Origin of the sequence: Dysgonomonas sp. Marseille-Q5470, from assembly GCF_951230145.1 — a bacterium.
In the GTDB taxonomy this organism is placed as follows: Bacteria; Bacteroidota; Bacteroidia; order Bacteroidales; family Dysgonomonadaceae; genus Dysgonomonas.
Genome location: NZ_CATNVE010000008.1, coordinates 23,194 through 36,487, shown reverse-complemented (window position 1 = coordinate 36,487; position 13,294 = coordinate 23,194). Strand labels below are relative to the sequence as shown.

General features: G+C 38.3%; 7 protein-coding genes. 3 read left to right on the top strand and 4 right to left on the bottom strand.

Annotated features, from left to right (window positions below):
- Positions 1-10 precede the first annotated feature (10 nt).
- From QOX35_RS12775 to QOX35_RS12760, 4 genes are read right to left on the bottom strand one after another with little or no spacing between them, the layout of a single operon-like run.
- On the bottom strand, positions 11-1,723 hold the full coding sequence (locus QOX35_RS12775) for a right-handed parallel beta-helix repeat-containing protein (RefSeq protein ID WP_283687246.1): 1,713 nt from the start codon (positions 1,721-1,723) through the stop codon (positions 11-13).
- A 16-nt stretch (positions 1,724-1,739) separates the two neighbouring features.
- Entirely contained in the window at positions 1,740-2,849 is a 1,110-nt protein-coding gene (locus tag QOX35_RS12770; protein WP_283687245.1) for an FISUMP domain-containing protein, read from the bottom strand.
- Between the two features lie 11 nt (positions 2,850-2,860).
- Positions 2,861-4,465, bottom strand: coding sequence for a RagB/SusD family nutrient uptake outer membrane protein (locus tag QOX35_RS12765; RefSeq protein ID WP_283687244.1), 1,605 nt, complete (start codon positions 4,463-4,465; stop codon positions 2,861-2,863).
- Between the two features lie 3 nt (positions 4,466-4,468).
- The gene (locus tag QOX35_RS12760; RefSeq protein WP_283687243.1) at positions 4,469-7,555 is read right to left on the bottom strand and encodes a SusC/RagA family TonB-linked outer membrane protein; all 3,087 of its coding nucleotides are present in this window, start codon (positions 7,553-7,555) and stop codon (positions 4,469-4,471) included.
- A 498-nt stretch (positions 7,556-8,053) separates the two neighbouring features.
- Between QOX35_RS12760 and QOX35_RS12755 the strand changes: the two genes are divergently transcribed.
- From QOX35_RS12755 to QOX35_RS12745, 3 genes are all read left to right on the top strand, one after another.
- Positions 8,054-8,626 carry an RNA polymerase sigma factor gene (locus QOX35_RS12755; protein ID WP_283687242.1) on the top strand — a complete coding sequence of 191 codons (573 nt, stop codon included), beginning with the start codon at positions 8,054-8,056 and terminating at the stop codon, positions 8,624-8,626.
- Positions 8,627-8,736: 110 nt separating this feature from the next.
- Positions 8,737-9,735, top strand: coding sequence for a FecR family protein (locus tag QOX35_RS12750; protein ID WP_283687241.1), 999 nt, complete (start codon positions 8,737-8,739; stop codon positions 9,733-9,735).
- A 215-nt stretch (positions 9,736-9,950) separates the two neighbouring features.
- On the top strand, positions 9,951-13,277 hold the full coding sequence (locus QOX35_RS12745) for a TonB-dependent receptor (protein ID WP_283687240.1): 3,327 nt from the start codon (positions 9,951-9,953) through the stop codon (positions 13,275-13,277).
- The last annotated feature ends 17 nt before the right edge of the window (positions 13,278-13,294 follow it).

The following is a 13,294-nucleotide window of genomic DNA, read 5'->3' as shown; positions in this document are numbered from 1 at the left end:
TATTGTCTTTTTAGTGGTTATATGCTCCCATATTTTTACTTGATCCGACAGCAACACCCCAGAAATCATTCGTTACGGGATAAAATCCTCCGTCCGAAACGGTGGTTCCGGTGGCGATAGCAGGGGAGCCGGTAGCCAATTTCAGCCCATTCAATATTTGATCTTTATCTACCAGATTGTTCGAGTTAACAAAGTCGGTAACTAGTTTAACAAAGTTAGGATCGATAGTTATATTTCCACTGTTGTAAGAGCCTGTACCCGGTATAGGTGTAGAATATCCATATACACAATTGTTCTGAAAAATGACTCCTTTATTCGAGCTCAGAGAACCTACGTTTAGTTTACAAAACTCATTGGCTATACCTGTTGTGTTGTAAAATATATTGTTGGCAAATACTAACGAATTAGGGATGTTGGTATAATTGTCGAAAGTAATGGCACTATTATCGGCATTTTGTGTTGCCGATTTTGTTTTAATTATTGTATTGTTGTAGAAATATGTACCATCTACACGTCCTACTACATCGATGGCAGACGATATGGTCAACCCATTTTCTTTTACATAGTCGCGCGTGCCGTCATTGATACTTATATTATATCGTACAATAGTACCCTTATGGGTAGCATAACCTTTATCGAAAGCACCATCGGCAGGACAAAGCAAGAAGAATCCACCCACGTTGTTGTATGAGATATTATATTCGAAAAGTGTATTCTGGCAGTTTTGGTCACAGTCGAATGCTTGTCCGTCCCATGTGGCTTTGTGGTCTTGTACTATATTGTAGCGGAACACTGTTTCGTCGCTATGGATACACCACAATCCGGCTGATGCTTCGGCTCGGAACGAAGCCCCTTCGGGTGACCATCCTCCTTCGGCACAATTGCGTACGATGTTGTTTTCTACAATTGCCTTGTCGCAACTGTTTACAATAATCTGGTCGCCGGGAATACCTTCGAATAGATTACCTCTAAAAATGAAATTCGTATTTGCTTTTCTTTTGCTACGATCACCGGTTGATACATATCCTGTCAATCCATCACGCTGACAATCTTTGATATGGCAATTTTCTATTACAATATCATTAAAGCTGCTGGGAATATTACCTTCCAATACATTGTAATAAAAAATACCTGCTCCGCCTCCTTCCAGATGGTGTGTCTTAGTACCGTATACATCCTGTACAGTACACCCTTTTATATGTATGTGATTCATTATTCCATTTGGTATATTATCGGCAACAATGCGGATACCAACGCTTTTGGCACGAGGTTGCGTCCCCTTATTGGTTATTTTCAGGTTATGCAATTCCCAGTATTGCACATTGCGTATCAGGATTGTTTCGTCTTTAGTGCCACCTCCGTTTATTTCGGGTAGAGGCAGCTTCTCGTCTCCATATGACATGATAACAATAGGAGCTTCTTGTGTTCCATTTCCTTTTAGGGTAATCGTACCATTATATACGGTTCCTCTTTTTATCAATATTGTATCTCCCGGTGTCCATGTCCGTTCGAGAATGCGGTCTACGCTTTCCCAAGGTTGCGATGGCGAATGTCCGGTATTATAATAAGCTCCGTTTTCGGGATCGATGTAGAACCGCTTTGGATAGAAGCTATTATCTATTTCCTGGGGATCAGGATTATCGACCGAAGAATCATGACACCCTGTTGCAAACAAGGGTAGTGCTAATAACCAGCATACATATATTAGTCTGTAAATATTCATCTTGCTCTTTTTTAGGTTACTTTATTTCATCCATAATACATCTTATCGGGTAGCAACGGTTTTCTACACCTGGAATAGCTGAATAGCCTTGCAGATAAATGCCTTCTACATCATCGTACATAGACATTAGCGTTGCTTTATTCTTATCCTCATCCAATGCCGCTTCACCCCATGCAAATTGCTGTCCTTTGAGGTATGGCGTAGAACTCCAGAATCCGGTGAAAGGGTTTCCATCGTCCAGCCCCTGTGTTATAAACCCGACGCCTTCGTGCCAATAGTAGCCAGATGCTATAATGTTTAGCTTTGTAATATTGGTTATGTTGGCTGTCGTTTTCCAATAAGATGGATCTTTTACCAGATTCCCTCCCGATTCGGTTCCTAAATATCTTCGTAGTTTATCAAACTCGGACAACGAAGGTACATGCCAACCATCGGGGCATACTCCTTGTATATTTTCTTTATTGAGTGTTGCTGCTTTAGCTTCATCCCACGATATGCGAACGGTTGTCGCCCACGAATAATATCCTCCGGCCTTAGCATTGTATATCGGATCGCTGGTATAAGCCCCCTTGTATGGAAGAGGAAGAGGTGTCCCATCCGAATATTTTTTTGCCCGTAGGTTTTCGGCCATGATGGTCATCAACGATCCATCGTTCAAGACGAACTGTCGGGCTTCATATTCTTCACCATCCCGTTTGTCTACAAAACTTTCTACTGCCAGTATTGCATTAAAGTATCGCCATGTGGTAAATACTTCTCCGTTGGTGTTTTGTTCTACTTTCCAAAAAAATCTTTTGATACTTGTAAAATCGGGCCATACCTCTCGTAATACATTCAGAAACTCCTGATTTGTTACTTTCAATGAATCTTTGGATCCTACGTCGAAAACATAAGGATTCTGAAAATGCATATCCGTATCGAAATATATCTTGTAAGTAGAATTGGGTCTTGTCTCCCAAGTAAAAGTCTGAAGTGCATCGGGCTTGAAAAAATCGATTTTTACAGTTGCTCCTTCGTTCGGATAGATTGCCCGTGCCCATGTAGGATTCACATTCTCTACTTTTTGTTCGCAGGCAGTAAGTAGTATCAGTGCGAATATTGCTGTATATTGTATTATCTTTTTCATATCATCACATATTAATAATTCGGATTCTGATCATTTTTGATCATAGGGTTGGCATTTATCTCTTTTTGAGGGATTGGCCAAAGGTAGTCCCTATCCTTATTAAAAGATCGTTTGTCGATAATTATAGATTCGTATTTCCAATCGGAGGTAACATTTCCATTCCAGTACCATTTTAGTTTAGACACATCTAAGCCAATGGCATCTACCATTACTTTTTCGGCAATCTTCCAACGGCGAATATCGAGCCAGCGTTGTCCTTCGTGAAAAAGTTCGACACGGCGTTCGTTTCTTATCAAAGCACGCATTGTTTCCTTAGTCAGATTTGGCAGAGACTCCGATAGCGTAATCATCCCCACACGGTTCCGCAATTCGTCTATCAACGGATATACATTGGCCGGTCCGTTTAGTTCGTTTTCGGCTTCGGCCCATGCCAATAGCACTTCGCCATATCGCATTATTATTTTGTCACAACCATCGTTTTGTGTATTAGCCAGTTTTTCGTTGGCTCCTTTCTTAGGACGGAATCCCGATATATTAGCCCAACTGGCAGGTACCCAATTTGCCTGGTAACGAGATTCGGCGTCTAATCGATATTCCGATCCGGGACAAAGAATGGACATATGCAGGCGAGGGTCACGATTGCTAAAAGGATGATCGGGATCATAAGACGCATCTTTAGGTATAGAACCGCCGCCGTCCGCTTCCAGTGTCTTGATCGGAAGTCCATTGGCGGTGAAGAAACACTCTACCATAGGCAAAGTCGTCTGAAAAGAATTCCAGTGATACCAAAGCATTGTCATATAACTGGAACGAAGGTCGGTTGCATAATTTATCTTCAAGATGATCTCTTTGTTAGATGTATCCGTTGTACCTTCTTCTAGAAATAATTTTGAGAAATTGGGATATAAAGTATACCCTAATTTCTTAATTTCTTTAGCTGCATCTATTACTGCCAGATTGTTGTTTTCATATTGAGCAATGCGTAGCTTCAGCATATAAGCTGCGCCTTTAGATGCTGATTCGCCTCCAAATGAGTGTTTTAGATTGTCGATTGCAAAATCTATATCATCGTTCATAAATGCCAATACTTTAGATATTTCCTCGCGAGGCTGATTTTCCATCGGTGAATTTTCGTCCAGAAGAGGAACTCTTCCATAAAAGCAAATCAAGTCGTAATAGAATAAGGCTCTTAGGAATCGGGATTCGGCCATAATCGAATTTTTGTCTGTTTGCGACAGTGTTTTGTTCGATGCCAGACCTCGAAGCAACGAGTTGCTGCGCGAAATAGCTTGCCAGTCCCTTGTCCATTTATATTCGGCCCACCAGCTTGTTGCTGTTTGCGTGCCTTTGGCAAATTCGGCAGAGAACTCCCATGTATTGGGATTGAATGAGTTATCCGACATATTTTCCCATGTGTAGGGCGTTATATAGCTCGGGCTTTCGTCGTATAAGCAATAATAAATACCAGCCAACAAGCTTTTAGCCTGATCTATATCTTTCAAGAATGTATCCGGAGATGCTTTGTCGGTAGGGACAGTATTCAGGTAATCGGAACAAGAACTTGCCGACAAAAGAAGCAATACTGCTACAATATATTTTAATGAGTTCTTTTTCATGACTTAGAATGTTACGTTTATACCTGCTGTAAATGTCTTAACTAAAGGGTAGGAGTAGATATTGGTTGCGTCTATCCCTGCTCTTTCGGGATCAAATCCCTTATACTTGGTGAGGGTGAACATATTTTGTCCACTGACAAACACTCTGGCTCCTGTAATGCTTATCTTATTTAGCAGAGAACTTGGTATAGTATAACCTAGTTCTATATTTTTGCAACGCAAATAAGACATATCTTCTACATAGTACGCCGACTTGATGGCCGATCGTTGGCTATCTATAAATACCCGCTGATAGGTATTGTTCGGCTTTTCGGGAGTCCATCGATTTATCATCCATCCTGCACTATTGTAGTTGTTGAAAAATGGCGAAACCAGTTCGCCTGAGCTCCAACCCTCGCCACCCAATACGCCTTGCAGGAAGATAGTGAAGTCGAATCCTTTGTATCTGGCTCCTGTAGAGAACGAGAACAAGCAGTCGGGTGATGGATCACCAAGAGCAACACGGTCGTTGTCTTTGTCTATAATGCCATCTCCATTTTGATCTTTGAAGCGGATGTCGCCCGGAGCGGCTACAAGTCCTGAGTATGAGTTGACAGGGTTTCCGTATCGGTCGAAAGTTTTCAGCTGATTATGAATCTCTTCTTCGTTCTGATAGATACCTTCCACTTCGTAACCATATAGAGTATTGATGGGTAAGCCTTCTTGTAACAAAATACCTTTTGTATCGTTGAGGATAGGGCTCATACCTTTCAGATCCAATATTTTATTTTTATTGAATGACAAAGTCGCATTTGCATTAAAATCGAACCCTTTGAATAGTTCTTTGTTATATCCCAATGTGAATTCATATCCCACATTGCGCATTTTACCTGCATTCTGCCAAGGATCTTCAGTAAATCCAAAAGTACTGGATACCGGTAATTGCATTAGAATATTGTCTGTTTGCTTAATATAGAAGTCGGCCGACACCGAAAATGAGTCGAGGATAGTGAAATCTAATCCTACATTCTTCTGTGTTGTCGTTTCCCATGTCAGGTCTTTGTTAGCAATGTATGATACTGCCGATCCTGTTACACTTTGTTTATTCCATATATAATTAGCTGTTCCTACCGATAGAATATCTATTCCGGCATAAGAACTCCATATTTTCTCATTTCCCAGTTGCCCCCATGATACACGTACTTTGAGTTCGTTTACCCAAGGTAGGCCTTTTTTGAGGAAAGGTTCTTCCGATATACGCCATCCGGCGGAAAAAGAAGGAAATAGCCCCCACTTATTATCTATTGCAAATTTGGAAGATCCGTCGTAACGCATGTTGGCTTCGAATAAGTACTTATCTTTATAATCATAGTTAAATCTCCCAAATAGAGACAACGATCTGACAGTGGAAGCCCACGCACTATTTTTCTGTGTGGCAGGATCTCCTACTTCGAGGGTTGGCAGGTTGGCTGTTAAGCGACTACGCTGTGTTTGATAATATTTGCCTTCCCACTCTGATTGCTGTGCTCCTCCCAATAACTTGAAGTGGTGGTCGTCGTTTACATTCAGCCAGTAAGAAAGGGTTGCATAGCTCGATGTTGTGCCATATCGATAGGTACTCTCTCTTATCATCGATTCGCGCGATGAATTTTTACCGATTGTCTGCTCGCCATTCGATCCGGTCTCTATTGTATACAAGCTAATATTTGGAGCATAAGTTTGTCCGAATTCCATATTGTAGTCGTAACTAACAGCTCCTTCCAGTTTCAGTTGTTTAGTTATTTGAAGTATTGCATTCAGATTTCCGGTAAAGCTTTTTTTATCCAATCCTTTCTTACCTCCGGCTTCGCGCACGGCATCATTATAAAACCATGAAGTCCATCCATATCCTTCCATTTTGGCTACAACGGTAGGGTGCATTTGAACCACACGAGCCAATGTCGATTCTGTTCCATCGACCAAATCGGTTTGATCGCCTACATAACCTGATATGTTAGCGGCTATTTTTAACTTATCGTTTAGGAAGGATGTGTTTACATTCGACCTGAAAGAATATTTTTTGTAATCTGTTCCCTGTAATATTCCGTTCTGATCTAAATAACCAAGCGATAGGGTGTATGTCAATTTTTCTGTTCCGCCATTTAGTTTCAAATAGTGATTTTGTTGAGCAGCAGGTTTGAAATAAAAATCAGCCCAATTGCGATCAGGATATGCAGCCAAATCATCACCTCGTCGGAAATTGTTTATATACTCGTCGCTATATAATTTTTGCATTCCCGAATTGATTCGGGCTTCATTATATAATTCCAGAAAATCGACAGAGCCGAGCAGGGAAGGGTAGCGGGTAACATCCTGAACAGCAAGGTAGCCATTGTATTCGATCGACATTGCTCCGCTTTTACCTTTTTTTGTAGTAATAAGGATAACACCGTTTGCAGCCTTGTTTCCATAGATGGCTGCCGAAGCGGCATCTTTTAGTACCGTCATAGACTCAATATCTTTAGGGTCTACTTTATCGAATGAAGATTCGAATCCATCGATGATGACTAATGGCGAAGAATTGTTTAGAGTACCTATGCCTCGGATTGTGATTGTACCACCATCCGAACCCGGCTGTCCCGAATTTTGTGTTACTTGTACTCCTGTAACTTTGCCCTGAAGAGCTAATGATACATCTGTTATAGGCCGATTTTTGAAGTCGGCGGTAGATACATTGGCAACTGCACCTGTCAATTTTTCTTTGCTTGTTGTTCCGTATCCAACGACTACAACATTGCCCAGTTCGATGCTGTTTTCTTCTAAAACAATAGTTAGTGGTTGAGATGATGTGACTTTGACTATCTGTTTTTTGTAGCCCATAAATGATATCTCCAAAGTTTCGCCTATATGGGCATTTATGGAGAATTTTCCTTTTTCATCCGTAGTTGTGCCTATTTGTCTGTTCTGAATTTTGACAACGGCTCCAATAATCTCTATATTCTCTACATCCAAAACCTTTCCTTGTACAAGGATTGTAGATCCCGTTTGGGCTGATGCTAATTGTGCATGGAACAGTCCTATAAACAATAGAATCCACCAAATCTGTAAATGCCTGTTGATGTGAATTTTCATTTGTCCATCGTTTTAAATTTATAGTTAACAAATCATTTCGAGTGATTTCAACTGCTAAAGTAGGTATTACGTGAAATATTATTTTATATGGTTGTTTTTATTTTATACATTACAAATCTGCAAATAGACATTGGTGGGGAAAAGAACAAATGTATATGTAGTGTAAACATATATATATCCTATGATAGATTTAAGCGATAACGATTTTTATATTGTTAATATTTCGATTATTTAATTTATTAATGCGAATCAGTAGTTGAATTCATCCGCCAATTTATTTAAATATATTACCAACAATATATACTCTTTATAAGCCAAACAGTACCTCATATAATAAAAGCTCTAATTTTTTATATTTTTCGGATCACTCCATACTTCGTTTTAATGAAATTAGATGAATAAAAGAAATTTTGAAGTTCTTCTATCGTAATTAATCAATTTTATGCAAAAAAATTTATACGTTTGACTTTTCTTTTGTGAGGCTTAAACAATTTTAGCATGAATAACTCTAATGAACTCAATGCTATTCTGGAAAAGATATCTGAGAATGACCCTTATGCCTTTCGTTTATTCTATGATAAGTTCTATATTCAGATATATCGTTTTGCCAGTTATTTTATAAAAAATAATGAAACTAAAGAGGAAATCATTTCTGATGTTTTTTTTAGTATATGGCAAAACAGATTAGAATTATTGAATATAGAGAATATTGTCGCATATCTTTTTACTATAACCCGCAATAGAGCTCTCTATTATATCAACAAATCAAAGAATATCGAATCCTTAATTATCGATGATATCCCTTTGGGGATGGCCTCGAGTGATTTGACTCCCGAAGAGATTTATATTAATGAAGAACTCGTTTTGGCTATACAGAGTGCAATAAATGAATTACCCGAACGATGTAAACTGATATTTCTGATGGCCAAAGAAGAAGGCTTGAAATACCGAGAAATAGCTGAGATTTTATCCATTTCGGAAAAAACCGTAAATGCACAAATCGTAATAGCTATTAAAAAACTTGCTTATATCTTGAAGAAAAAACTGATTGTTTTTCTAGCTATTATATAAGTAATTTCTCCCTTTTATATATTTTTTCTATAAAAAGATACTTTTTTCAAGGAAAGGCTTAGATGTCTTTCTTTTTTTTTTACTCTATATTAATATAAACCCACGATACAATGATAAAAGACAATCCTGAAATATTGCCTGCGATAGTGGCTGTAATAAATAAGACGGCAACTAATCAAGAAAAGATGTTAGTTGATAACTGGCTTTCAGAAGACGAAAGAAACTATGCTATTTTTGAAAAATTACAAAAGATAAGATATAACGGATCATTTGAGCATGCTCATGATTCTAAAGAAAGAATATTTAATATTATTCAGAACAGAGTTTCTAAATATTCATATAAGAGAAAGACAAAAATATGGCAATATATATCTGCCGCTTCAATTGCACTTCTTATCATCATTGGTGGTCTAAGTTTATTTTCAACAATAAAATCTACAGATGAAAATATATCCTATGTAGAAACTAAATGTGAATATGGCTCAAAATCAAAAATAACGCTCAGTGATGGCAGCATTGTAGAATTGAACTCCGGATCGGTCTTGAGATATCCAAACTCCTTTTCAGGAAAAGAACGAGTGGTGGTATTAGAGGGTGAGGCATATTTTGATGTAGCAAAAAACAAACAACAACCTTTCGTAGTAAAAACTAATAGTATTAATGTAAAAGTGCTGGGTACTCATTTCAATGTTAAGGCATATTCTGATGATAATAAGATAATCACAACTTTATTGGAAGGTTTAGTGAAAGTTGAGAAAACAGATTCTTTACTAAACGAACAGTCTATAATATTGTCTCCGAATCAGCAATATATATTTGATAGACTATCCGGATCGGTCAATATAAATGAAGTTGATGCTTCTATGTATGCCACATGGCGGAATGGTAGTTACTACTTTGATGCCGAAACGTTTTCCGATATTGTAAAAAAACTTGAAAGAGGCTTTAATATTAGGATTGACATAAAATCATCCGAACTCCAAAAGGAGCTGTTCTCGGGAGTCTTCGACAGAGGTGAGAGTATTCAACAAATTCTCGATTTATTCAAAAAACATCGGAAATTCGATTATAGACAAGCTGGAAATGTAATAGAAATATACGAAATCTAAGATCTAATAACTAATAATAAAAACACTAAAGAGCATGAATACCTCATAAATGTAAAAAAGAATCGGAAAATGTTAGCTCCATTTCCCGATTCAGTAAGTTTTCGCAATAAAGTTATCTCAAAATTATTAACTAAAACTAATGCTAAAGTATGAAAAATTATTTTAGAAAAACATTTTTTGCACCTCTTTTTTACCACAAAAGACTTTTTAGAATTATGAAACTGACTCTATTTCTTACAGTTGCAATTGTGTTTTCATTATCAGCATCAAACAGCTATTCTCAAAATATGAGAATGAGTTTAAAACTTGAGAATGTCAAACTGAAGAATCTTTTCTATGAGATTAAAAAGCAGAGCGACTTCTCTTTTTTATACAATAACAATGAACTTGATAATGAGAGTCGAGTAACGCTTTCAGTTAAAGATCGTACTATAAGTGATATTTTAGACATTGCCCTTAAAGGCAAGGGTTTGGCGTATGAAATAGATGGAAAATTTATTCTGATTTATCCAGCTGATTCTAACAAGAAAGAAGAGTTGAAACAGCAGATTCAACAACAACAAAAGAAATCCATCAGCGGAACTGTAAGAGATGCTAAAGGAGAACCGATTATTGGTGCTAGTGTTGTTGTCGAAGGTACAACGAATGGGGTTGCTACTGATGAAAACGGAGCGTTTAACCTATCTGTTACAACTGGTAATTCTATAAAAGTTAACTTTCTGGGTTTTACAGAAAAAGTACTTCCGATAAATGATCAAACCAAATTTGATATTATTTTGCATGAAGACACAAAGTATCTGGATGAAGTAGTTGTGGTAACATATGGAACCCAAAAGAAAAGAGACATAACAGGTGCCATCAATACGATAAAAGGAGATGCCTTGACTGATATACCGGTAGCCCAAATAGGACAAAAACTTCAAGGTCAGGTAGCCGGTGTGCAAATTAATCAAACATCCGGAGCTCCCGGACAAGGTATGGCATTTCGTATACGTGGCGCTGCATCTATCAGTAATGCAAGTGAACCATTATTTGTTGTAGATGGAATTCCAATATCAACAGGATTAAATAATATAAACCCCGATGAAATAGAAACTTTCTCGGTACTCAAAGATGCTTCTGCTACGGCTTTATATGGATCTCGAGCAGCAAATGGAGTAATACTCATTACTACTAAAAAAGGGAAGAAGGGAAAAACACAAGTTACTCTACACGCAAATTACGGCGTTCAATCTGTTAATGGATTACAGGAAATAAATGTCATGAATGCCCGAGAGTTTGCCCAGTTCAAGAAGGAGTTTTATGAAGATCAAATTAAATACGAAGGATCAACAGACCCTGTGCCTGAAATGTATCAGCATCCCGAGCAGTACGGAGAAGGTACCAATTGGTATAAGTTATTATTAAGATCGGCTCCTATTCAGAGTTATAGTTTAAGTGTATCCGGCGGAAATGATTTTATGACCACAGCTGTAATAGGTGGATACTTCAAGCAAGAAGGAGTAGTGAGAAACTCTAATTTCGAACGCTACAACCTACGTGTCAACAATGAATTCACATTGCACGAAAAAGTTAAACTAGGCTTTAATGTAGCCCCTGTATTTCAAATATACAATAACCAAAACACTGATGGATACCGCGAGATTCTAAGTGCTTCTTTGATAGCTGACCCATGCCAAAGTCCTTATAATAAAGATGGAAGTCTGAAGGTATCACTCGAATCGCCGGGAATGTTTGGACAGCCAAACTGGCTTCGCTATCTGGACGGACGATTAAACAATACGAGAACCATAACCTTGATAAGCAACGCTTATGCGAACATTGATATATGGAACGGATTGAAATACAAATTTCAGGCTGGAACCGATATAGGCTACTCTCGAAATCGCCAATGGGCATCATCTCTTGTTGGTGGTGGGTTGTTTACACCACCTCCAGTAAAGGCTGAAGGCTCTTATGATACTGGAACATACTATAACTGGACAATAGAGAATATGCTGTCTTACGACAAAACATTCGGAAATCATGCGATTAGTCTCTTGCTCGGATATTCCGCCCAAAAAGTAAATTCGGAATTCAGCACTATCACCGGAACTGATTTTGCTGACGATGAGGTACCTTGGCTCGATGCCGCAGCCACAACAAAAGGTTCGAGTTCGACCACCGAATGGACTGTGGCCTCACTTATCGGACGTGCCAATTATACATATAAAGACCGTTACCTACTTCAAGCTACAATTCGTAAGGATGGCTGTTCCAGATTCGGAGAAGGGAACAAATATGCTACATTCCCTTCAGTTTCGGGAGGATGGATTGCCTCGGAAGAATCCTTTATGAAACCGGTGACCAAAGTAATGAACTATCTGAAGTTAAGAGCTAGCTATGGTGTCACAGGTAATAACAATATTGGAGACTACAGTTATATAGCTACATTGAATAAAAATAACTATGTACTCGGTGGAACACTAGCACCCGGAAAATCATTAGGCAACATAGGCAACAATGACCTTACATGGGAAGAAACAAAACAATTAGATTTGGGTGTTGATGTCGGATTTCTCAATGACCGTATTTTCTTCATGTACGATTATTATAGCAAGATTACAGACGGATTGCTATATCAGATAGATATCCCTTGGTCGTCCGGGTTCAGCGATATTTCGGCTAACGTTGGCCGATTCGATACATGGGGACATGAGTTTACGCTAGAATCTAGAAATATAGTAGGAGATTTCAACTGGAAAACAAACCTCAATATAACAATACCCCGTAATAAAGTTGTAAAATTAAGTACCAACAATACACCTATAGGAGGGGACGAACGTTATGCCGACTGGAATAGATTACAAGTAGGACAACCGATCGGTGTATTCTACGGATATGTTTTCGACGGAGTTTATATGACTCAAGAAGAATTTGATACTCAACCTAAACACTGGTCATCGGAGGTTGGTACTGCCCGAATGAAGGATGTTGACAAAAATGGTTATATAGACGAAAATGACAGAACAATCATAGGTAATCCAAATCCGGATGTTCTGTATGGTATTACAAATGAGTTTTCGTGGAAAAATTTTGATTTAAGTGTATTGATCAGCGGTCAACTTGGGGGTGATGTGTTTTTAGGTTCTTCCGACAATTCGTTCAATCTTGATGGTGTATTCAACGTAGATCGTGAAGTTAAAAATCGTTGGCGTTCGCTCGAAAACCCAGGAAATGGTAAAGTGCCTAGAACACTAACTGGTACAACTGAGATATTCCGTCTAAAGCATAGTGGATGGGTGTATGATGCATCGTATATGACCTTACGAAATGTTACATTAGGATATACAATTCCGTTTAAACCGAACAAATATATATCAAAGGCTCGTATATACTTCTCAGGACAACAATTATTCACTGTAACCGGTTATCCTGGACTAAACCCCGAAATAAACAATAATGAGGCCGGAAAGGGTCTTAGCTGGAGTGGAATGGGTGTTGATATGACTACATATCCTATTCCAAGAACATTTACTATCGGCTTAGATATTACTTTTTAATAATATACAAATTAGTA